This is a genomic window from Microbispora sp. CL1-1 (assembly GCF_012034195.1).
Classification (GTDB): domain Bacteria; phylum Actinomycetota; class Actinomycetes; order Streptosporangiales; family Streptosporangiaceae; genus Microbispora.
The window spans coordinates 25,009-46,713 of the sequence record NZ_JAATEK010000043.1 but is presented as its reverse complement, the minus strand read 5'-3'; the positions used below and the strand labels follow the sequence as shown (position 1 = coordinate 46,713).

Here is a 21,705-nt window from a genome sequence, read left to right as displayed (position 1 = left end):
GCGCCTAACCGCCAGGCAGGGTGGTGCGTGACCGGGTGCGTGCGCGACGGCGTCTCCATCGCCACATCTCGTCGACACCCCACACGACGAAGGGGAAGGGCACGAGGAGCACGAGCTGCGCCGGCTCGGGCGGCGCCGTGCCGAAAACGGCGCGGAACGGCGGCACGAGGACGATCACGGCGGCGAAGACGATCTCGAACGCGATCCCCCACAGCAGCAGCCGGTTGCTGGTCACGCCGATGGCCCGCAGGGACGCCGTGTGGGTGCGTGCGGCGAAGGCGGTGCCGATCTGGCAGACCACGATGCCCAGGAAGGTCATGGTGGTGGCCTGCTGCCAGGTGTGGTGCAGCGCCGAGCCGGGTCCCGTGGCCGCGCCCGGATGCCAGCGGCCCAGCAGGAGCGTGCCGAAGAAGGCTCCGAGCACCAGAGCCGCCGACACTCCGCCGAGCACGCCCCAGGCACGGTCCAGCATGGCGCCCTGGATCACCCCCTCGGATCGGCGCCGGGGCGGGCGGTTCATCAGGCCGGGTTCGGCGGGTTCGCGGCCCAGGGCGATCGCGGGCAGGGTTTCGGTGCCCAGGTCGATCGCGAGGAGCTGGAGCACGGTGAGCGGCAGCGGGATCGAAGTGGAACTGCCGCCGCCGCTCGCCGTCGTGGTCGCTCCCCCCGAGTGAGACGCTCATCCGGAGCAGGGCGATCTCGGTCGGGTCCCCCGTCTCGGCCGGTTCGAGAGCGGCGTTGTTGCAGCGGGCGGCCGCCTCTGCCAGCGCTCTCAGCGGCGGCGAAGACGACACACCGGCCCACTTTCCGCCGGTGTTCCGGATCGGGCCGGCGCTGGTCCAGACGTCGGTCACGCTCATCCGGTTGAGCGTGAGGGTACCGGTCTTGTCCGTGCAGATCACGGTGGTGGAGCCGAGAGTCTCCACGGCGCTCAGCCGCTTGACCACCGCACCACCGCGGGCCAGCGCCCTGACCCCGACGGCCAGGGCGAGGGTGATGGTGGGCAGCAGTCCCTCGGGGACGTTCGCGACCAGCAGGCCGACGGCGAAGTTGAACGCGTCGGCCAGCGGGAGGCGTGCCACCAGGGCGGCGACGGGCATGACGACCGCGCCGGCCGTGACCGCGACGATCGCGATCAACCAGGCGACCCGTTTGACCTGAAGTTCCAGCGGCGACTCGTCCCTGCCGACGCGCTGGGAGAGCGCGGCTATCCTGCCCAGCTCCGTGTGCATGCCGGTGGCGTACACCAGCGCCCGGGCCTGCCCTCCCGTGCATGTCGTGCCGCTGAACAGCAGGTCTCGCGCCTGGAGCAGCGGTCCGGTGCGATCGTCGAAGTCGGCGGACCTGTACGCGGTCAACGATTCGCCGGTCAGCGTCGACAGGTCGATCTCCACCGCGCCGTCGAGCATCCGGGCGTCGGCCGACACCCGGTCACCCTCCTCGACGACCAGCACATCACCCGGCACGAGCCCGATGGCGTCGATCACCTGGAGCCGGCCGTCCCTGACGACCTTGGCCTTGGCCGGCAGGTAGCGGGCCAGTGTCTCAACGGCGTGCTCGGCCTGCTGCTCCTGCGCGAAGGCCAGGAGCGCGTTCAGGACGATCACCGAGATGATCGCGATGGCGAGCGGAGCCGTGTGCGCCACCATCGCCAGACCCGCGGCCGCCCACAGCAGCAACGCCAGCGGATGGGTGAACTGGCGGCCGAGCTCTTTCGCCCGGTTCCCCCGCGCCTTCCTGACCAGCTGGTTCGGCCCGTACACCATAAGGCGACGTGCCGCTTCTCTGGAGGACAGCCCACTGGGGCGCGTCCGCAGGTCACGGAACAGCCGGACGACGGGTTCCCGTGGGTCCGACGGTCGGCCTTCGGTGTCCGACATCGGCAAACCACCCTCAGATTCGACCTGGTTCGTGCTGCCCGTCCCCGCTCCCGCCGGGCTCCGCGGTGACTCTTCGGCGGCGACCGCGATCTCGTGCTTCGCCGCGGCGCATCCCGTCCGTGCGCAGGGCGTCGCACAGCAGCACGGTGAGCACGGCCGCGGCCACGGCCATCGCCCAGCCGAGCGGCGGCAGCGGCACCAGGGCCAGCGGAGCCCCGAGCACCGGCACCGCCGTCACAAGGACCTGCAGGAGCAGCGTGGCCGACACGGCCGCCGCCACCGCCCGGCCGTGCCACCAGCCCCGCTCGAACGTCCGCCGCCGCGCCCTGACCACGTACGCGAGGGTCAGGCGGGCGAAGACCAGGGCGAGCACGGCCTGGGTGCGCACCTGCTCGTCGCTCCAGCCGAGCCGCCTGGCCGTCTCCACGATGGCGAACACCAGCACCGCGACGACCACCGAGCGCACGAGGATGCGGCGCAGCACCCGCCACGACAGCAGCCCGTCGCCGCGCGGGCGCAGGGCGAGCGGGTCGCCCGCAGGCCGGTCCACACCCAGCGCGATCGCCGGGATGCCGTCCAGGACCAGGTTGATCCACAGCAGGTGCACCGGCAGCAGCGGCACGACCAGGTCGGGCCAGACGAGCAGGCCGGTCAGGACGATGAGGATCTCCGCGAGGTTGCCGGCGAGCAGGTAGCCGATCATCGAGGCGACGTTGTGGCGCAGGCGGCGGCCCTCCCGCACGCCGGTCACGATCGTGCCGAGCTCGCCGTTGGTCACCACGACGGCGGCGGCCTCGCGGGCGACGTCCGTGCCCTCCTCTCCGGCCATGGCCACGCCGACGTCCGCGTGGCGCAGCGCCGGGGCGTCGTTCACGCCGTCGCCGGTCATCGCCACCACATCGCCGCGTTCCTTCAGGGCCCGCACGAGGTCGAGCTTGACCTCCGGGTCCACCCGCGCCACGACGGCGGCCTCGGGCAGCCGCGCCCGGCCGCCGTCCCCCTCGATCGCCGCGCCGGTGACGAGCGGCTCGGGGTCGATCCCGACCTCCCTGGCGACGGCGCGGGCGGTCTCCGCGTGGTCGCCGGTCACCATCACGACCCGGATGCCGGCGCCCCGGCAGTCGGCCACGGCCTGGCGGGCCGAGGCCCGGATCTCGTCCTGGAGCGCGACCAGGCCGACCGGGCGCAGCCCGGTGGCGTCGAGGTCGCCCGTGCGTCCCTCCGCCAGCGCGAGCACCCGCAGCCCCCGCCGGGCCAGCTCCGGCACGGCCTCCGCCAGCCGATCGGTCTGCCCCCCGGGCGCGCAGCGGGCCAGCACCACCTCCGGCGCCCCCTTGACCGTCAGCAGCGGCGGCCCGCCGTCCAGCGCGGTGACCACGGCCATCGACCGGGTCTCGGCGTCGAAGGGCCGCGCGTCGAGCCTGGTCTCCGCGGGCGGGAGCCGTACGCCGTGCCGGGCGGCGGCCTCGGCCAGCGCCACGTCGACCGCGTCGCCCACCCCGTCGCGGGCGTCGTTGCAGCGCAGCGCGGCCCGCCACAGATCGGCGCCCGGAACGGCGATGTGGTCGGCGACGGTCAGGTGGCCGGTGGTGAGCGTGCCGGTCTTGTCGGTGGCGATGACGGTGGTGGCGCCCAGGGCCTCCATCGCCGGCAGCCTGCGTACGATCACTCCGAGGCGGGCCATCCGCTGCGCGGCCATGGCGAGCGCGGTGGTGACGGCGGCGGCCATGCTCTCGGGCACCGCGGCGATGGCCAGCGCCACCCCGGCCAGGATGATGTCGATCAGGGTGGCCTCGCCACGGCTCACCCGGGTCAGCCCGATGAGGACCATGAGCGTTCCCGCCGCGACCGCCAGCAGGCCGATGCGCCGCGACACCTGGCCGAGCTCGATCTCCAGCGGCCCCTTGCCCCCGCCGCCGAGGGCGGTGGCGATGCGCCCCACCTCGGTGCCGGATCCCGTACGCAGCACCTCGGCCGTGCCCGAGCCGCGCACGACGAGCGTGCCGGAGAAGATCTCGCCGGTGCGGTCGCCCAGCGGCACGTGCGGGCCCGCCGCGCCGCCCGCGCGCTTGTCGGCCGACAGCGACTCCCCCGTCAGCAGCGCCTCGTCCACCGCGAGCGCGCTGGTTTCGACCAGCCGGGCGTCGGCGGGGACCCTGTCCCCGGCCGCGACGGTGACGATGTCGCCCGGCACGACCTCGGCCGCCGGGATCCGGCGTGCGACGTCGCCGCGTACGACGGTCGCCATCGGCGCGGTGAGGGTGTGCAGGGCCCGCACGGCCTTGTCGGCCTTGGTCTCCTGGGCGACCCCGATCACGACGTTCACCAGGAGGATGGCCAGGATCGCCGCGCCCTCGGGCACCTCGCCGAGCACGAGGAGCGTGACCAGCCCGGCGACGAGCAGCAGGACGGACATGGGGTCCGCGAGCTGGCGGGCGGCCCGCACGAGCAGGTTGGGCGGCTTCGGCTGGGGGATCTCGTTGGGTCCGTGCTCGGCCAGGCGGCGCGCGGCCTCTTCCTCGGTCAGCCCGGACAGGGTCCGCACAGCGGGTTCCATGCCCCCAGCAGATCATCCGGGCCGCGGCGGCGGCTCCGGGCGAAAGCCACCGGCCCGGAGGACCTTCGGCCCCGGCCTTTCATGCCGGTGGCTGGAAGCCGCCGATCCGCTGTTCGAGCAGTTCGGCCAGCCGCAGCGGGGTGCGGTCTTCGAACATCGGGCCGATGAGCTGCACTCCCACCGGCAGGCCCTCGGGCGACCGGCCGGCCGGTACGGCGGTGGCGGGCAGGCCGGGCATGGTGGCCAGGCCGGCCCAGACGAGCTGGTCGAAGTACGGGTGTTCGACGCCGTCGATGTCGATGAGCCGTTCCAGCGGATTGGGGTGGTGGTCGTGCGGGAACGCGGGCGTCGGCGTGATCGGGCACACCACGACGTCGAACTCGGCGAACAGCCGCCGCCAGCCGTGGCGGTGGACCTCGCGGCGGTGGTTCGTCTCCAGCCATTCGCGGTGGCTGAACAGCATGGCGCGCAACCGTACGGCGCTGAGACTCCCGTCGTCCGGGCTCAGCTCGTCGGCGCGGGCCCGCAGCTGGTCGAGCGATTCGAGGGGAAAACGCGCGACGGTGCCCGAGACCAGCAGCTGCATGTAGAGCGTCGCGGCTTCGGCCAGATCGGGCAGCAGCGGGCTGTGCCGTTCGACGCGGGCGCCGCCGTCGGCCAGCGCGGCGGCCACCCGCTCCACGCCCGACCGCACGGCGGCCCCGGTCGGAAGCAGCGGATGCTCGTCGATGACCAGGACCCGGAAATCCCCGAGCCGCTCGTGGCGGGCGGGCGGCAGCGCCAGACGGTGCGCCACGCCGTACGTCAGCGGGTCGGGCCCCGCCATGACGTCGAGCAGGAGCGTCAGGTCGCGGGCCGTGCGCGCCATCGGACCGACGACGGCCAGGTCGAGATCGACCGGCCAGGCCGGCTCGCCCGGCGGGACCATGCCGCGGATGGCCGCCAGCCCGAGCGTCGGCTTGTGCGCGTAGACGCCGCAGAAGTGCGCGGGGGTGCGCAGCGAGCCGGCGAGGTCGGAGCCGATGGACAGCGCCCCGAACCCGCACGCCAGGGCCGCCGCCGACCCGCCGGAGGATCCGCCCGGCGTGCGACCGGGATCCCACGGGTTGGCAGTGGTGCCGTAGATCTCGTTGAAGGTCTGGATGTCCTGCAGCCCCAGCGGCACGTTGGTCTTGCCGAGCACCACCGCGCCCGCGGCCTTGAGCCGCGATACCTGCACCGCGTCCTCGGCCGGCACGAAGTCCCGGTGCTGCGGCATGCCCCAGGTCGTGGGCAGCCCGGCGATGTCGAACGATTCTTTGACCGTCACCGGGATGCCGAGCAGCGGCCGGTCCTCCCCACGTGCGCGGGCCCGGTCGGCGTCGCGCGCGGCGGCCCGCGCACGGTCGAAGTCCGGCACGCAGACGGCGTTGATCGCCTTGTCGTCCCGCTCGATGCGGGCGATCGCCTCGTCGGTCAGTTCCACCGAGCTCACGTCACCGGCACGCAATGCGGCCGCGAGGTCTTCGGCCGATAGATAACTCCATTCCATGAACGCGACTCTAATCGCCTGCCGTAAACGTTCGCCTCCGCATGGTCGCCCGCATTCACCGGAGAAAACGAAACGGCCATGCGCTCGTTATGCCGCCGAAGACGCTTCGCCCCAGGTCGGCGGGGCTATCGGCAGATCGGCTCCATTGGCAAGGGCAGGGCAAGGGCATGAATTCCGCTTCGGCGCAACGAGATGGACATCTCACTTCTCGTCGTGCGGATCAGGCTGCCGGCTATTCATTCGGCCGATGGCCATGGCGAGCGAGAATTGTCAAACGCTCAATTGCCGCCGAGGGCGGCCGGGCGGAGGACGCAGAACTCGTTGCCCTCGGGGTCGGCCAGCACCGTCCACGGCACGTCGCCCTGCCCCACGTCGGCGGGCGTCGCCCCGAGCTCCTGCAACCGCGCGACCAGCTCCGCCTGATGGGCCGCGGAGGTGGTGGCGAGATCCAGGTGCACGCGATATCTCACCGCCTCGGGGTCCGGCACGGCGACGACGTCGACGCACACGGCGGCAGGGTCCGGCCAGGTGAAGTTCAGGGGTTCGACGTTGGTCACCCCGGGCCCCTCACTGGAGACACCCCAGCCGAGCGCGTCCGCCCAGAACCGGCCGAGCGCCGCGTCGTCCCGGGCCTTGAAGTTCACCTGTACGAGTCGTAGCGGCATGCCGCCCACCCTAGGGCAGGCCGATATGCCGGAATGATCCGTACGTATTCGGCTCAACGGCTGATAGCGGAGGCCGGGTCAGGGCTGGGTGGCGAGGACGGTCACCGGGTCGCCGACCTTGATCTCGCCATAGTCGCGAGGGATGAAGCGGACACCGAACCAGGTCTTGCCGTCCCAGCGGCGATGACGGGCCAGCGTACGGATAGGTTCCTTGCCCTTCTCCAAGGTGGTGGGGTCGTAGGTGGGCACGGCGCAGCGGTCGCAGAGCTCGGACATGCGGAAGCGGAGGGCGCCGATGCGGATCTCGCGCCAGGTGTCCTCGACATAGGGCGGAAAGCCGTCCACGACGAGGCTGGGGCGGAAGCGGGCCATGTCGAGAGGGGCGGGCGCCTCCTCCTGACGTTCCAGGGCGCCCTCGGCGATCCAGTCGTCGAGCTGACGGAGGGAGGAACGGGAGGTCAGCAGGAAGGGGGCGTCCCCGGCGAAGCTGACGACGTCGCCCGGCAGGCCGCCGTGGGAGGCCGGTACGGCGCAGCGGCGGGGATCGTCGAGCCAGACGAGGCGCGCGGGCTTGCCCAGCAGGCGGGTGAACCAGTCATGGGCCTCCTGATGGGCGAGGACCACCGTGTCCACCTCCACGAAGTGGACGGGGACGCGTTCACCGGTGGCCGGAGGGACCTTCAGCTCCGGCATGCCGGGAGCCTCGAGAAGGAGGCCGCCCTCGGCGGTGGGGGTCGCCACGACGGAGAGCATCCGCGGGTTCTCCCCGACCCAGTGCAGGTTGCCCGATTCGTCCACCACGGCCCACCGGCGGTCCCCCGCCAGCCCCCACGGCTCCACGATCGCCGAATCAACAATCCACCCAGAAACCGACTTAACCGGATATCTACGGATCTCGGCCAGCTCCACACCGTCAGCGTACTTCCGAGGATCACTTCTCGATAGCCACGAAATTCGGCCGCTTCCCCTGCCGATGGGCCGAAGGCCACCCGGCACGACGGGGGTGCGGTTTTACCCCCGCTCTACCCCGACCGGGCGCCCGTTTTGCGAACATGTCGGGAAGACGTATCCGTATGGGTGTTTTCCCCCTGCCAACCCCACGACCTGCGCAGGCAGTCTGGGAGTCTCTTGAAGACCGCGTGACAGCGAGGGGGAATCCATCATGTGCCGGCACCACACGCCGTGCCTGCCGGCGGCCGTTCCCGACCGCGACGAGGCCCGCGTGATCGTGCCCGGCCTCCGGCAGGGATGGGACACGCCGGGCGACGGCGGCGGGCCTTGGGCCAACGGACAGAGCATCCCCACCCACAAGGCAGCGGGGTGTGCAGCGTGAGCGTGATCTACTCTCCTCTCGGCAGCGGGCCGATGCCGGCGTCGTACGGCCGCGAACCGGGCGGCGGCCTGGGGCGCCGTCACTCTTCCATGCGTGACCGCTGGGAGACGCTGTGGCGCCGGGTCGGCGACCTGGCGATACAGCTCGTGGACGGCGCCGACCTCGAGGAGGCGTCGTGGCGGTTGCCCGCACGGCCGGCATCGTGCGGCCGGGCCCGCCGCCTGATCCGCAAGCAGCTGAGCGCCTGGGGCATGGAACATGTGTCCGACGAGGCGGAGCTCCTGGTGAGCGAGCTGGTCGCGAACGTGCTGCGTCACACGTGCTGCGACGATCTCACCCTGAGGATCTCGACGGTGAACGGGCTGTTGCGCTGCGAGGTCGAGGACTGCAACGAGGGGATCCCCAGGATGCGCTGGCCCGCCCCGGACGACGAGAGCGGCAGAGGACTGTACATATTGGACTCGCTTGCCTGCTGCTGGGGCACCGACCGCACCCGCAGCGGCAAGATCATGTGGTTCGAGCTGCCGTCCTATGCCGGCCGCTGACGGCCGGTGCGCTCCCGGCAGGAGGACAGGTGCGAGCCGCCGTGACGGCGGAGAGCGCGATGTGCCGGCCTCAGCCCTACCGCCGGGGCCTGAGCGGGCCGTCGCACCTGTCCCGAAAGAGGAACGGCGCGACCGGCCGAGCAGGGCCGGGTGCGAGCACAGGACTGGATCCGGGCACAGGGCCACCCCCCGACTGGAGCGGTCATGTTGACATGATCGGGAAGGACGAGATGGGAAGGCTACATATCGACGTCGGTTACAAGCCGCCCCACGCGGTGTTCGCTCTCAACGGGGAGCTCGACATGGCCACCGCCCCATACCTGGACGACGTGTTCACGCGGGAATACGAGGCGGGCCACCGGAAGGTGATCCTCGACGTGGGGAGTCTCACCTTCTGCGACTCGTACGGCCTGCGGACGATGCTGCGCCTGCAGGACCGGTGCGCCGCGGACGGCGGCCGCCTGGTGCTGGCCCAGTCGCGCGGGATGCTGGCGCGGGTGCTGAACCTGACCGGTCTCGAACGCGCGCTCGTCCAGTTCGACACCGTGGAGCGGGCCACGGCCGAGTGCTGATCCCCGCTCCCGAGCGGCTGCGCCGCTAACGGCCGATCTTGTCCAGCTCGGCGACGTCCTCGTCGGAGAGCGAGAGCCCGGCGCCCGCGACGTTCTCGCGCAGGTGCGTCACCGACGAGGTGCCGGCGATCAGCAGGATGTTCGGCGACCGCTGGAGCAGCCAGGCCAGGGCGACCGACATCGGCGTCGCGCCCAGTCCGCCGGCCACCGCCGACAGCGCCGAGGACTGCAGGGGGCTGAAGCCGCCGAGCGGGAAGAAGGGCACGTAGGCGATGCCCTCGCCGGCGAGCTCGTCGATCAGCTCGTCGTCGTGCCGGTGGGCGAGGTTGTACATGTTCTGCACGCAGACGATCGGCGCGATCGTCCGCGCCTCGGCGACCTGCTCGGCCGTCGCGTTGCTGACTCCGAGGTGGCGGATCAGGCCCTGCCTCTGGAGCTCGGCGAGCGTCTCGAAGGGCTCGGCGAGCGAGCCGGGCCGGGGTCCCCGGGCGTCGCCGAGCCGGAGGTTGACCAGGTCGAGCACATCGAGGCCGAGGGTTTCGAGGTTCTCGTGTACGGCGCGGCGCAGGTCGTCGGGCCGCCGGGCCGGGGGCCAGCCGCCGTGCTCGTCGCGGGTCGCGCCGACCTTGGTCGCGATGTGCAGCGATTCCGGATAGGGGTGCAGCGCCTCGCGGATCAGCTGGTTGGTGACGCGCGGTCCGTAGGCGGCGGCGGTGTCGATGTGGGTGATCCCGAGCTCGACGGCCTCGCGGAGGACGGCGAGGGCGCCGTCGCGGTCGGCGGGCGGGCCCATGACCCCGGGGCCGGCGAGCTGCATGGCGCCGTAGCCGAACCGGGTGACGGTCAGGTCGCCCAGGGTCCAGGTGCCGCCGGGGATCGGGAGCGTGCTCATGCCTCTGTCCTTCGTATCGTGCTAGGTGGTGCCTGTCGGTTCGCTGCATCAGTATTAGGGTGCAACTTACCGAGAGGAAGTAGGCACTTCAGAGTGCGTAAGGCACCCCGGATCGAAGGAGCGGCCGATGGCGACGATGACGGCGGCACAGAAGAGGGCCCAGGCCAAGGCGGAATACGACGCCTTCCTCGCGGCGTGCCCCAGCCGCAGACTGCTCGACCGGATCTCCGACAAGTGGGTCGCGCTGATCCTGGCCGCGCTGGGCAGCGGCGGCGGCTCGCCTCAGCCGGACGCCGGCTGCGCCGGCGAGCCCCGGTCGATGCGCTACTCGGAGCTGGCGCGCCGGCTGGCCGGCGTCAGCCAGAAGATGCTCACCCAGACGCTGCGTTCCCTGGAGCGTGACGGCCTGGTCACCCGCACCGCGACGCCGACCGTGCCCGTCACGGTCTGCTACGAGCTGACCGACCTCGGTCTCTCCCTGTACGAGATGGTGCGCGGCCTGAAGACCTGGGCCGAGACGCACATGGACGACGTGCTCGCCAGCCGCGCGGCGTACGACGCCCGCACCCACTGACGCCCGGCGACGGCCGTCGCGCCGCGCACGCGGGACGCGGCGGCCACCCGGGCGCCTTCTGCGATCACCCGCTCACCTTCCGCAGGAACTCGCTCACGTTGACCGCGGTCCTGCCGATCTTCTCTTCGAGCGTGAGCGATTCCGGCATCCGCCCGCCGGGCCCGACGTCCTTCTTGCCCCGCAGATAGAGGGAGCAGGCCAGGTCGGTGCAGATGTAGGCGCCCACCGAGTTGCCGCCGCCCCCGGCGCGGCGCGCGGTCATCAGCGACACGCCGTCACCGGTGTGCGTGGTCAGGCAGAGCGAGCACATGCTGCGCCGTACATGTCCGGCGTTCGGGGCGGCCCGGCGCAGCGCCACCCCCACCAGCCGGTCGCCCTGCTCGGCGACCAGGTACGCGCGACCTGGTGAGGAGGGGTCCTGCCAGCCCAGGAAGTCCAGGTCGTCCCAGGGCCGCGCGTCCAGATCCCTGGGGACGGCAAGGCGCTTGACCTCGCCCTTTGTGCAGTTGACGAACGATGCGCGGATCTCGCGCTCGGCGATCGGCCTCATAGGCAAAAACCTATCGGCAGCCGAATTTCGGGGCAAACCATTAAGTTTTTTCCTAGGAACCCTAGGAAGCCCACGCCAGGCGAATCGTTCGACCCACTAACGAATGTGTTATCGTTCGAAAGTGAAACGTTCAAAACACTAACGTTTGCTGGGCGAACGAACCCCCCTGGAGTCGAAAACCATGATCAAGCCGTTCCGCATCGCCATCCCCCAGGCCGACCTCGACGACCTGACCGACCGGCTCGCCCGCACCCGCCGGCCGAGCGGCGGTACGACATCCGGCACTGGTCGGAGTTCGAGCGCGGCGGCCACTTCGCCGCGATGGAGGTGCCCGAGCTGCTCGCCGGGGACGTGCGGGACTTCTTCCTCACCCTGCTCGACAAGACCCTGCTCGACAAGCGCCTGCTCGACAAGCGCCTGCTCGACAAGCCCGAGAGCCGGGTCCCGGACGCGTGATCGTCACGGGACCCCGGGCACGATGGGTCGGGATGCGTCACGGGAGCCGGTCGCGGCGGCGGGTCAGCGACGCGATCTCGGCGCTGTTCCCCGCCAGGCCGATGGCCGTGTCGTAGGCCGCGCGCGCCTCACGACCACGGCCCAGCCGGCGCAGCAGATCGGCACGGGTGGCGTGGTATGCGTGATAACCGGCCAACCGGGCCTCAAGCCGGTCGACGGCCGCCAGCGCCACCTCCGGGCCGTCGAGCTCGGCGACCGCGACGGCCCGGTTGAGCGCGACGACCGGCGAGGGATCGATGCGGACGAGCTGGTCATAGAGGGCGAGGACCTGCGACCAGTCGGTGTCGCGCATGTCACGGGCGGAGGTGTGCACGGCGTTGATCGCCGCGAGGATCTGGTAGCGGCCCGGGGCCACCCCGGCGGCGGCAGCGGCGAGGCGCTCGCGCACCAGCCGGTGCCCCTCGGCGATCAGCGCCGTATCCCAGGCCCCGCGGTCCTGCTCGTCGAGGGCGACCAGGTCACCGCCGGCCGAGACCCGGGCGGGACGGCGGGCCTCGGTCAGGAGCATCAGCGCCAGCAGCCCGGCCACCTCACCGTCATCGGGCAGCAGCACCCGGATCAGGCGGGTGAGCCGGATCGCCTCGGCGGTCAGCTCCTGCCGTACGGGATCGGCGCCGGGGCCGGTGGACAGGTAGCCCTCGTTGAACACGAGATAGAGGACGGCGAGGACGCCGGAGACGCGCGCCGGGAGGTCCTCCGCCGACGGCATTCGATAGGGGATGCGCGCCGCCTTGATCTTGGCCTTCGCCCGGGTGATCCGCTGCCCCATGGCGCTCTCGGCCACCAGGAACGCACGGGCGATCTCGGGCATGGTCAGCCCGGCGACCATGCGCAGCGTCAGCGCCACGCGGGCCTCCATGGCCAGTGCGGGGTGACAGCAGGTGAAGATCAGCCGGAGCCGGTCGTCGTCGATGACGCCGACCGGCTCGGGCGGGTCGTCGTCGTGGACCATCCGCGCCTCCCTGTGCTTGTCGTCGCGTTTGCTCTCGCGGCGGATCCGGTCGATGGCCTTGCGGGCGGCGGTGGTGGTCAGCCAGGCGCCGGGGTTGGGCGGCACGCCGTCGGCCGGCCACCGCTCGACGGCGGTCGCGAACGCCTCGGCGGCCGCCTCCTCGGCGATGTCGAGGTCGCTGAAGCGCCTGGTCAGGGCGGCGACCACCCGTGCCCATTCCGTACGGTGGGCCTGGGTGATCGCCTCGCGTACGTCGATCCTGTTCACAGGAACGGCCGCACCTCGACTTTCCGGTTGCAGGCTTTCGACCCCTCGGCCGCCAGCCTGAGCGCCACGTCGAGGTCGGCGGCCTCGACGATCCAGAAACCGGCGAGGAACTCCTTCGACTCCAGGAAGGGCCCGTCGGTGACCATCGCCGCCCCGTCCCGGTTGTCGACCACGGTGGCCGTGCCGGGCGAGGCGAGGCCGCCGGCGAAAACCCAGTGGCCCTCGGTCTGGAGCCGGTCGTTGAACACGTCGATCGCGGCGTCCTCCTCCGGGGTGGCGAGGCCGGGGCGGTCGTGGATCACGGAGAACAGGTACCGCATCTGAAGATCATCTCCTGTGGCATCGGGGCTGGGAGGGCGTACGGGTCGGGGACGTCACGGTGTCGCGTACTGCGGGCGCCCCGCCGGGCGGTAGACCTGGATCGTCACACCCTTGGCGTCGGCGCGCGACTCGATCAGGTCGAGCGCGAGGTCCGGGCCGGCGTCCGGGAACAGCCGCACGCCCTGGCCGACGATGACGGGAACGACGATCAGCGTCATCTCGTCGACCAGGTCGTGCTCCAGCAGCCACCGGGTCAGGATGCCGCTGCCGTGCACCTGCAGTTCACCTCCCGGCCTGGCCTTCAGGCCGGCGACGGCGGTCGCGAGGTCGCCGGGCAGGACGGTGGTGCCCGGCCACGCCGGTTCGGTGAGCGTGGCCGACGCGACGTACTTCGGCCGGGTGTTCAACGCCCGCACGACGGGCTCCCAGCCGGGGGCGTCCTCGACCGTCATGGTCCCCCACGACCCGGCGAACAACTCGTAGGTCCGCCGCCCGAACAGGAACGCGTCGGCGCGCTGGTAGGTCTCCTTGATGTACGCGTGGGTCTCCTCGTCGCCCTTGCCCAGGGCCCATCCGCCGCGCTCGAATCCGTTCCTGAGGTCCTCGTCCGACGCGCCGCCGTTCCCCTGCATCACTCCGTCGAGGGTCACCTGGGTCATGGTCGTCAGCTTCATGGTCGCGTTTCCTTCTCTGGGCGCCGCTGGGCGCCGCCCTTGTGGGCGGCCTCACCCCTGCTACGAACGCCTCCGCCTCGATCCGACACCGCCTCGCGGACTTTCTCGCGAAAACGCCGGATGCAGGGGACGGGCGCAGGGGGTGACGGTTCGAGTGCGAAGCGTTACCATTCGATGACCGAGCGTTGAAGTAAGCCCCGCCAAGGAGCGTCGCGAAGAGGGCTCCGGCCCGGCTGGAAGAGCATCTTCATCGTCTGGTGACCCCGGCTCCGCCCCGTCCCGCCCCCGGCACCGTCCAGGGGCGGGACGTTTCGCGTGACGCCAGGACCCCGGAAACTCCGGTGCGGGCCGTCGGCGCCGGCTGGCAGACTGCGCGGATGACCACATGGGATCCGAAGAACGACCTGCACCGCTATCTGCAAACCGCCCGCGACGCTCTGCTGTGGAAGCTCGACGGGCTCTCCGAATATGAGATCCGCCGCCCGCTGACGCCCACCGGAACCAATCTCCTTGGGCTCGTCAAACACCTCGCGGGGGTGGAGGCGGGCTACTTCGGCGAGGTCTTCGGACGGCCGTTCGGCGAACCGATGCCATGGATGGAGGACGACTCCGAGGACAACGCGGACATGTGGGCCACAGAGGACGAGTCGCGTGACGACATCATCGGCCTGTACCGCCGGGTGTGGCAGCACGCGGACGCCACGATCGCCGCGCTGGCGATCGACGCGACCGGCCGTGTGCCGTGGTGGCCGGACGAGCGGAGCGAGGCGACGCTGCACCAGGTCCTGGTGCACGTGATCGCCGAGCTCAACCGGCACGTCGGCCATGCCGACATCGTCAGGGAGCTCATCGACGGAGCCGCCGGGCTGCGGGACGGCGGTCTCAACCTGCCCTCCGGCGATCAGAAGTGGTGGGAGGACTACCGGAACCGGCTGGAGGAGACGGCACGGCGAGCCGCCCAGGCCTGATCGCTTCCGGGCCGCTCAAACGCGCCGTTCAACGCACACGCGGTTCGAACAATGCCCTTCGGATCGCGCCGGTCGGGCCTCGTTGTTCGAGCGGCGATGTCGGGGCCGTCGGAGAAACCGGCCGGAAGTACGGTCGCGGGCGGCCGGAACCATGCTTCCGGCCGATAACGGCGAAGGGCCGCCGTCCGCAGGATGAGGGCTCATGCACCGTGAGAACACCTCCTCCCCCGCCGTACGCCTCCGGCCCGGCGAGGGCGGCCACGCCACCACCTCGGCGGGCCGCCCGCGGATCGCCGCGCTCGACGTCGTGCGCGGGTTCGCCCTGTGCGGCATCCTGCTCGCCAACGTCCAGCCGATCGCCGCGACCGGCGCGTTCACCGCGACGTCCGATCCCGGGGGCGCTGAGGCCGCCTGGCTGGGCCTGCTCGTCGAGCAGCGCTTCTTCCCGATCTTCTCCCTGCTCTTCGGCGTCGGGTTCTCGCTGCTGCTGGACTCCGCGGCCGCCCGCACCGCCCGCCCGCGCGTGGTCCTGCTGCGCCGGCTCCTGGTGCTGCTCGCGCTCGGCGTGGCGCACTTCGTGCTGCTGTGGCACGGCGACATCCTGAGCACCTACGCCGCCATCGGCCTGCTGGTGCTGCTGCCCTCGACCTGGCTGCCCCGCCTGGCCGTCGCCGCCCTGGCCCCCGTGTTCGTCGCCGTGTCGCTGCTCATCGGAGGCGACCGGCTCGTCCTGATCGCGGGGCTGTTCCTGCTGGGCTCGGCACTGGTCCGCTATGGCATGATCGACCGGCTGGAGCGGTCGGCGCGGGTGCCGGCCGTGCTCGCCTTGGTCCTGGCCGCCGCCGCGGCGCCCGTGCTGTGGCTCCAGACCCGGTCCGACTCGGTGAGCCGCGCCTTCAGCATCTCGCTGGCCGGGGCCGGGCTGCTGATCGCCGGGGTGTACGTCTGCGTCCTGCTGGTCGCGCTCAGGACCCCGCTGCGGCCGGTTCTGCAAACGGTGTTCGCGCCGCTCGGGCGGATGGCGCTGACGAACTACCTGTCCGCGACGGTCCTGGTGCTGGTGGCGAGCCTCGCTTTCGAGGGTCCGCCGCACACCTGGCCGGGCTCGACCGTGCTCCTGATCGCCGGCGTCATCCTCGCCGTCCAGTGGGTGTGGTCCACCCTGTGGCTGCGCCGCTATCGGCAGGGCCCGCTGGAGTGGCTGTGGCGCTGGGCCACCTGGGCCCGCCGCCCGCCCCTGCGCCGCGGGTAGGCGGCGCGTCACGGGGAGACCGGCCCCCGCCTTTCCCGGCCCCGCCTTTCCAGCCCCTGCCTTCGGGGCCCGGCACTTCGGGGCCCGGCCCTTCCAGCCCCCGTCTTTCCCGGCCGTGCCTTCCTGCCCCTGCCGTCCGGGCCCGGGGTGTGAGGGTGCGCGTACGGGCTGGTGTAGGGTGCCGGTCACGGCGGCGACGACGCGAGGAGGTGAGCCCCATTTCCGCTGAACAGGTCGGGTGCTCCCTTCTCCCCATGCGTTCGGTCGCGTAGAGGCAGGCGACCGCGGGAGCGCCCTCGGCACATCGAAAGGCTCTCCCTTGTCCCTGTCCTTCTCCCCCGCTCTTCCCCCGATCGTGGCCCGGCTGCGGGCCGCCGGATGCGTGTTCGCCGAGGACGAGGCCCGTCTGCTGGTCTCCGCCGCGCGTACGCCCGCCGAGCTCGATGACATGGTGGACCGGCGCGCCCGCGGCCTGCCTCTGGAGCACGTCGTCGGGTGGGCCGAGTTCTGCGGTCTTCGGGTGGCCGTCGATCGGGGGGTCTTCGTGCCCCGGCCGCGCAGCGAGTTCCTGGTGCGCCAGGCCGCCGCACTGGCCCGGCCTGGCGCGGTCGTCGTCGACCTGTGCTGTGGCTCGGGCGCGCTCGGCGCGGCGCTGGCCGCCGCCGTCGGGCCGGTCGAGCTGCATGCCGTGGACGTCGATCCCGCCGCCGTACGCTGCGCCCGCCGCAACCTCGCCGCGCTGACCGGAGGCGGAGTGTACGAGGGCGACCTGTACGCGGCCCTGCCCGCCGCCCTGCGGGGCCGGGTGGACGTGCTGCTCGCCAGCCCGCCGTACGTGCCCACCGGCGCGATCGGGCTGCTGCCGCCGGAGGCGCGCGTGCACGAGCCGCAGGTCGCGCTCGACGGCGGCGCGGACGGGCTCGACATCGTGCGGCGGGTCGTCGAAGGGGCGGACGGCTGGCTCGCGCCGGGTGGCCACCTGCTGGTGGAGACCAGCGAGGCCCAGGCCCGCAAGACCGTGGACGCCGTCGCCCGCGCGGGGCTCGCCGCCCGCCTGACGTACGACGAGGAACTGGACGCGACCACCGTGATCGGCACCAGGCCCGGCCCCATCAGCCCCACCGGCCCCGCCGGCTGAGTGGCCACGGCGGCGGAAACCGGTTGATCGGCTCCGGGGCCCTCGTCCGGGCCCCAGGGGAGGAGAAGGAGCTCATCCGTGACCGACACGACGTCCCTGCTGCTGGAACGCCTGCACGCGGCCGGGCTGACCGACGTCGCCGCCGTCGAGCCCGCCACCGGTGGCCTCGCCGCGACGGCGGGGCTCGCGCGCCGCGGCGACGGCACGCCGGTGTTCGTGAAGGCGTTCGGCGAGCCGCCGTCGGACGACGTCTTCGCCGCGGAGGCCGAAGGGCTCACCGTGCTGCGCGAGGCGGGTGGCGTCGCCACGCCCGAGGTCGTCCTCGCGGGCCGCGACCTGCTCGTGCTGTCCGTGCTGCGGCCCCGGCCGGGCACCAGGGCCTTCTGGGAGCGGTTCGCGCACACGCTCGCCCGCCTGCACACCACCACACGGCACCCGCGGTTCGGGTGGCACCGGGACAACTGGCTGGGCCGTCGCCGCCAGGTCAACACCTGGGACGACGACGGGTTCGAGTTCTTCGCCCGGCACCGCCTGCTGCGCTGGCTCGGCGAGCCGCGCGTACGGCAGGCGCTCGACGGCGCGGACCGGGCGGCGCTGGAGCGGCTGTGCGCCCGGCTGCCCGAGCTGCTGCCGGTCAGGCCCGCTTGCCTGACGCACGGCGACCTGTGGGCCCAGAACGTCATGGCCACTCCCGACGGGCGGCCCGCGCTGATCGACCCGGCCGTGTCGTACACATGGGCCGAGGTCGACCTGGCCCACATCTGGACGACGGCGCCACCGCCCGAGGCACAGGTGTTCTTCGAGCTGTACGCCGAGCTGACCGGGCTCGACCGCGACTGGCGCGACCGCATGCCGATCATCCAGTTGCGCCAGCACCTGGCGGTGATCGCCCAGTTCGACCCCGACTGGGGCGCCGCCGACCTGGTGCGGGCCACGCTCGCCCCGTTCCGGCGCCGGCTCTGAGCCGTCTGCCAGAGCCTGTGACGCGGAGTCTAGGTGTTAGGAGGCCGTAAGGATCAGCGAATCAGGCGTGCTCAGCCGGTGACGTAGTCGTGCAGGCGGGCCGACCCTTCGAGCATGGCGACGGCCGTGGCGGCCAGGGCCGCTTCACGCTCGGCGAGGGCGGCGCGCAGCGCCTCGGTGCTGCCGGTGCGGCGCAGGCCGTCGAGCACGTCCCCGATCCGCGCCAGCGGATAACGCCCCTGCCGCAGCATGTGGATCATGCGGGCGTCGCGGACCTCGGCCGGGCCGTACCACCGATAGCCGGTGCCGGGCTCGCGCTGCGGCGTCAGCAGCCCGGCGGACTCCCACACCCGCAGCGCCGAGGTGCGTACGCCGAGGAGGGCGGCCACCTCACCGATGCGCAGAGCGGACTGCGGCGCGGCCGGGCCGCCGGGATCCTGCCCGGCCACCGCTTCGAGCGCCTCCCCCGTCGCCCGCAGGGCGAGCCGCTGCTGGTGCAGCGCGGCGTGGCAGGCGTCCACGAGGGCGAGCGCGCCCGTCAGGTCGCCGTCGTGCACCGCCAGCATGATCGAACGGGCGGCCTCCCAGCCGTACCCCTTGGCCAGCGCCCGGTAGGCGAGCAGGGCGTCGCGGTGCCGCGTGTCGAACCTGCGGTAGCCGGCGGCCGTCCGCTCGGCGGGCGGGAGGATTCCCGCGTCGGCGTAGTTGCGGATCTGCTGGGTGGAGACCCCCGCCTCCCGGGCCAGGTCGACGGGGCGCAGCGCCCTGGGACTCACCTGTGACTCACCTGTGGACTCACCGGGCTTGAGGCTTCGGGTCGCATCCGCTCATCGTAATCGGCTGCGAGTCTCAAGCCGTTCGCGTCAGGTGAGGGCCCGGCGCAGGGCGTAGACGGCGACGCCTGCCGCCAGCACGGCGGCCCCGGAGACCACCGACGACAGCGGCAGGGCGAAGGCCAGGACCAGGCACCCGGCCAGGCCGATGACGGGCACCGCCCGCGGCGGCCGTCCCTCATCCGGGCCGAGGGTCCAGGCACTGGCGTTGGCGATGGCGTAGTAGACCAGCACGCCGAAGGAGGAGAACCCGATCGCGCCGCGCAGGTCCGCGGTCGCGGCCAGGATCGCCACGACCGCGCCGACGGCCAGCTCGGCGCGGTGCGGCACCCCGAATCGCGGATGCACGGCGGCGAGGGCGTGCGGCAGGTGCCGGTCGCGGGCCATGGCCAGCGTGGTGCGCGACACCCCGAGGATCAGCGCGAGCAGCGAGCCGGTCGCGGCGACCGCGGCGCCCGCCTGTACGACCGGGGCCAGGCCGGGAAGCCCGGCCTCCCGCACGACGGCGGCCAGGGGCGCGACCGCCTCGCCCAGCCGGGCGCCGCCCAGCACGCTGAGCGCGGCCACCGCGACCGCCGCGTAGACGACCAGGGTGAGCCCGAGCGCGAGCGGGATCGCGCGGGGGATGATCCGCGCCGGGTCGCGCACCTCCTCGCCGAGGGTGGCGATGCGGGCATACCCGGCGAAGGCGAAGAACAGCAGGCCCGCCGCCTGCAGCACCCCGCCGGTGGTGGCGTCGGCGCCGACGTCCAGCCGCCCCGGGTCCGCGGCGGCGGAGGTGAGACCTGCGACCACCACGGCGGCCAGCACCGCGAGGACGACCCCGACGATGACGCGGGTGAGCCAGGCGCTCTTGTGGATCCCCGCGTAGTTCACCGCGGTCAGCGCCACCACGGCCGCCACCGCCACCGCGTGGGCCTGCTCCGGCCACACGTAGGAGCCGACGGTCAGCGCCATCGCCGCGCACGAGGCGATCTTACCGACGACGAACGCCCACCCCGCCAGGTAGCCCCAGAAGTCCCCCAGCCGCTCCCGCCCGTACACGTACGTGCCGCCGGAGGCGGGATAACGCGCGGCCAGCCGGGCCGAGGAGGTCGCGTTGCAGTAGGCGACCACCGCGGCGGCGGCCAGCCCGAGCAGCAGCCCGGACCCGGCCGCCCGCGCCGCCGGAGCCAGGGCGGCGAAGACCCCCGCGCCGATCATCGACCCCAGCCCGATCATCACGGCGTCGGCCAGGCCCAGGCGGCGCTTCAGCGGTCCCTCCATGCTCACCACAGGTCCCGGTGGAGGCGGGCGTCGCGTCTCAGGGCCACAGGCGGTGCCGGGCCCAGGCGTCGTCCTGCCGGGTGTAGCGCAGGCGGGTGTGCCGGCGGTCGCGGTCGGCCTGCCAGAACTCGACCTCGTCCGCGCGCACGCCGTACACGGTCCATCCCGGCGCGACCACCCCGGGATCGGCCTCGATCGCGGCGTGCGCCGCGCGGAGGGCCGCGTCGAGGTCGGCGGGGTCGTCGAGCACCTGCGACTGACGGCCGGTCAGCGCGTCGGCCCGCGCACCGGGCGAACGCGCGAGGAAGTCGGCCGCGCCGCGCTCGGCGTCCGCAGGCCCGGCCGCGCCCCGCACCCGGATCTGCCGGCCCTGCTCGGGCCAGTGGAAGCACAACGCGGCGTACGGCGTGGCGGCCAGCTCCCGGCCCTTGCGGCTGCCCGCGCCGGTCGCGAAATACCAGGTGCCGTCCGGCGCGAGGTCCTTGCAGATCAACACGCGGGAGGACGGCCGTCCCTCGGCGTCGGCGGTGGCCAGCGACATCGCGTGCGGTTCACGCACCCCGGCCTCGACGGCCGAGGTCAGCCACTCCACGAACAGGGCGACCGGGTCGGACGGCGCGGCGTCGACGTCGAACTCCGGCAGTTCGGTGTCGAAGACCGCAAGCCCCCGCAGCAGATCACGAATCGAACCCACCACAAGACTCTCCGTCATGATCACTCCTCCACTCCGCGTCCGCTGACGAGCGTCCGCTGACGAGGCGGCGCCTCGGCGACGTTCCATTGGATCATCCCCGGCCCGGTCGCTCGTCAGCCGGGTCGCCGACCTCCCTGCCCGACGGCTCCACCCAGGCGGCGCGCACCAGCCGGGCGTCGTGATCGTCCAGCACCACGGTGCCGGACAGCTCGATGCGCGCGGGCTCGGCGTAGTAGTCGTCAGCTGGAACAGGGTGAACATCGTCACCGTCACCCCGGCCACGACCAGCGCCATCGCGGGCAGCGTACGCCGGAACAGGGCGCCTGCCGCGGTGCCCAGCGCGAACGCGTACAGCCACCACGCCGCCGGATCCACCCCGACCATGTTGAACACGCCGATGTTGCCGAACGTCGAGTCGGCCCCCGATCTGAACACCGGCCGCCACAGGCTGACCATGAGCGACAGCAGCAGCCCGCCCGTCACGACCGCCGCCCCCAGGATCGGCAGCTTGACCGCCAGCCACCGCCCTACGGGCACCGCCTGGGTCCAGGCCAGGCGGTGGGTGCCGCGCTCGTACTCCCGGCCGAGCAGCGGTGCGCCCCAGAACGCCCCGATCAGCGCGGGGGCCACCAGCGGCATCCAGCCGAACACCGAGTAGACCGCGTCGTAGCGGCGCTCCAGTGCCGCCGCCAGGTCTCCGCAGGCCACGGCGGGCCCGGGGCAGCCGGGCGGGGCGTGCTCGGATATGTACCCGGATCGCCT

Annotated in this window: 21 protein-coding genes and 2 pseudogenes; 10 read left to right on the top strand and 13 right to left on the bottom strand. The window is 72.6% G+C overall.

All coding sequences use genetic code 11. The features are described 5' to 3' along the window. Positions 1-4: 4 nt before the first annotated feature. On the bottom strand, positions 5-616 hold the full coding sequence (locus tag HCK04_RS41540; RefSeq protein ID WP_260617504.1) for a cation-translocating P-type ATPase C-terminal domain-containing protein: 612 nt from the start codon (positions 614-616) through the stop codon (positions 5-7). A gap of 269 nt (positions 617-885) precedes the next feature. Between HCK04_RS41540 and HCK04_RS41535 the strand changes: the two genes are divergently transcribed. Both HCK04_RS41535 and HCK04_RS41530 read left to right on the top strand, forming a co-directional pair. Next, a complete protein-coding gene (locus HCK04_RS41535) occupies positions 886-1,161 on the top strand; it encodes a hypothetical protein (protein ID WP_205831031.1) in 276 nt (91 codons plus the stop codon). Positions 1,162-1,224: 63 nt separating this feature from the next. Then, positions 1,225-1,533, top strand: a complete 309-nt coding sequence (locus HCK04_RS41530) for a hypothetical protein (protein WP_205831030.1) — start codon at positions 1,225-1,227, stop codon at positions 1,531-1,533. A gap of 360 nt (positions 1,534-1,893) precedes the next feature. Here HCK04_RS41530 and HCK04_RS33615 read toward each other — a convergent pair whose 3' ends face one another. The 4 genes and pseudogenes from HCK04_RS33615 to HCK04_RS33600 all read right to left on the bottom strand — a co-directional run bounded on the left by HCK04_RS33615 (position 1,894) and on the right by HCK04_RS33600 (position 7,542). Beyond that, on the bottom strand, positions 1,894-4,437 hold the full coding sequence (locus HCK04_RS33615; protein ID WP_142651389.1) for a cation-transporting P-type ATPase: 2,544 nt from the start codon (positions 4,435-4,437) through the stop codon (positions 1,894-1,896). A 79-nt stretch (positions 4,438-4,516) separates the two neighbouring features. Then, positions 4,517-5,968, bottom strand: coding sequence for an amidase (locus HCK04_RS33610; protein WP_142651388.1), 1,452 nt, complete (start codon positions 5,966-5,968; stop codon positions 4,517-4,519). Between the two features lie 305 nt (positions 5,969-6,273). Next, positions 6,274-6,633 (bottom strand): annotated as a pseudogene (locus HCK04_RS33605) (VOC family protein); the annotation flags it as partial. A 78-nt stretch (positions 6,634-6,711) separates the two neighbouring features. Next, positions 6,712-7,542 (bottom strand): MOSC N-terminal beta barrel domain-containing protein, encoded by an 831-nt coding sequence (locus HCK04_RS33600; protein WP_142651387.1) that lies wholly within the window; start codon positions 7,540-7,542, stop codon positions 6,712-6,714. Positions 7,543-7,962: 420 nt separating this feature from the next. On the opposite strand from HCK04_RS33600, the gene HCK04_RS33595 reads away from it, so the two are divergent. After that, positions 7,963-8,511: an ATP-binding protein gene (locus HCK04_RS33595; RefSeq protein ID WP_168066493.1), complete on the top strand. Its 549-nt coding sequence runs from the start codon at positions 7,963-7,965 to the stop codon at positions 8,509-8,511. A 230-nt stretch (positions 8,512-8,741) separates the two neighbouring features. Then, positions 8,742-9,083, top strand: a complete 342-nt coding sequence (locus HCK04_RS33590) for an STAS domain-containing protein (protein WP_168066490.1) — start codon at positions 8,742-8,744, stop codon at positions 9,081-9,083. A 25-nt stretch (positions 9,084-9,108) separates the two neighbouring features. On the opposite strand, the gene HCK04_RS33585 is transcribed toward HCK04_RS33590, so the two are convergent. Beyond that, positions 9,109-9,975 carry an aldo/keto reductase family oxidoreductase gene (locus HCK04_RS33585; RefSeq protein ID WP_142651384.1) on the bottom strand — a complete coding sequence of 289 codons (867 nt, stop codon included), beginning with the start codon at positions 9,973-9,975 and terminating at the stop codon, positions 9,109-9,111. Between the two features lie 127 nt (positions 9,976-10,102). On the opposite strand from HCK04_RS33585, the gene HCK04_RS33580 reads away from it, so the two are divergent. Beyond that, positions 10,103-10,549 carry a helix-turn-helix domain-containing protein gene (locus HCK04_RS33580; protein WP_142651383.1) on the top strand — a complete coding sequence of 149 codons (447 nt, stop codon included), beginning with the start codon at positions 10,103-10,105 and terminating at the stop codon, positions 10,547-10,549. A 64-nt stretch (positions 10,550-10,613) separates the two neighbouring features. Here HCK04_RS33580 and HCK04_RS33575 read toward each other — a convergent pair whose 3' ends face one another. Next, positions 10,614-11,099, bottom strand: a complete 486-nt coding sequence (locus HCK04_RS33575) for an FBP domain-containing protein (RefSeq protein WP_142651382.1) — start codon at positions 11,097-11,099, stop codon at positions 10,614-10,616. 258 nt (positions 11,100-11,357) lie between these two features. Between HCK04_RS33575 and HCK04_RS43045 the strand changes: the two are divergent. After that, positions 11,358-11,555 (top strand): annotated as a pseudogene (locus tag HCK04_RS43045) (hypothetical protein); the annotation flags it as partial. A 37-nt stretch (positions 11,556-11,592) separates the two neighbouring features. Here HCK04_RS43045 and HCK04_RS33565 read toward each other — a convergent pair. From HCK04_RS33565 to HCK04_RS33555, 3 genes are read right to left on the bottom strand one after another with little or no spacing between them, the layout of a single operon-like run. After that, complete coding sequence (locus HCK04_RS33565) at positions 11,593-12,834, bottom strand: DUF6596 domain-containing protein (RefSeq protein WP_142651381.1); 1,242 nt, start codon at positions 12,832-12,834, stop codon at positions 11,593-11,595. Then, a complete protein-coding gene (locus tag HCK04_RS33560) occupies positions 12,831-13,154 on the bottom strand; it encodes a YciI family protein (protein ID WP_142651380.1) in 324 nt (107 codons plus the stop codon). Before HCK04_RS33560 ends, HCK04_RS33565 begins: the two co-directional genes overlap by 4 nt. A gap of 54 nt (positions 13,155-13,208) precedes the next feature. Further along, entirely contained in the window at positions 13,209-13,829 is a 621-nt protein-coding gene (locus tag HCK04_RS33555; protein WP_142651379.1) for a dihydrofolate reductase family protein, read from the bottom strand. A gap of 377 nt (positions 13,830-14,206) precedes the next feature. Here HCK04_RS33555 and HCK04_RS33550 point away from each other — a divergent pair, with 377 nt between their 5' ends. The 4 genes from HCK04_RS33550 to HCK04_RS33535 all read left to right on the top strand — a co-directional run bounded on the left by HCK04_RS33550 (position 14,207) and on the right by HCK04_RS33535 (position 18,150). Further along, on the top strand, positions 14,207-14,797 hold the full coding sequence (locus tag HCK04_RS33550; protein WP_142651378.1) for a DinB family protein: 591 nt from the start codon (positions 14,207-14,209) through the stop codon (positions 14,795-14,797). 202 nt (positions 14,798-14,999) lie between these two features. Beyond that, on the top strand, positions 15,000-16,049 hold the full coding sequence (locus tag HCK04_RS33545) for a DUF418 domain-containing protein (protein WP_142651377.1): 1,050 nt from the start codon (positions 15,000-15,002) through the stop codon (positions 16,047-16,049). A 319-nt stretch (positions 16,050-16,368) separates the two neighbouring features. After that, positions 16,369-17,187 carry a putative protein N(5)-glutamine methyltransferase gene (locus HCK04_RS33540; protein WP_205831029.1) on the top strand — a complete coding sequence of 273 codons (819 nt, stop codon included), beginning with the start codon at positions 16,369-16,371 and terminating at the stop codon, positions 17,185-17,187. 78 nt (positions 17,188-17,265) lie between these two features. Then, the gene (locus tag HCK04_RS33535) at positions 17,266-18,150 is read left to right on the top strand and encodes a fructosamine kinase family protein (RefSeq protein WP_142651376.1); all 885 of its coding nucleotides are present in this window, start codon (positions 17,266-17,268) and stop codon (positions 18,148-18,150) included. A 71-nt stretch (positions 18,151-18,221) separates the two neighbouring features. Here the strand turns inward: HCK04_RS33535 and HCK04_RS33530 are convergent, their stop codons facing one another. From HCK04_RS33530 to HCK04_RS44450, 3 genes are all read right to left on the bottom strand, one after another. Further along, on the bottom strand, positions 18,222-18,926 hold the full coding sequence (locus HCK04_RS33530) for a MerR family transcriptional regulator (protein WP_142651375.1): 705 nt from the start codon (positions 18,924-18,926) through the stop codon (positions 18,222-18,224). 87 nt (positions 18,927-19,013) lie between these two features. After that, positions 19,014-20,249, bottom strand: a complete 1,236-nt coding sequence (locus HCK04_RS33525; protein WP_142651374.1) for an APC family permease — start codon at positions 20,247-20,249, stop codon at positions 19,014-19,016. Positions 20,250-20,286: 37 nt separating this feature from the next. Beyond that, positions 20,287-21,651, bottom strand: a complete 1,365-nt coding sequence (locus HCK04_RS44450; protein ID WP_312845784.1) for a pyridoxal 5'-phosphate synthase — start codon at positions 21,649-21,651, stop codon at positions 20,287-20,289. Positions 21,652-21,705 lie beyond the last annotated feature (54 nt).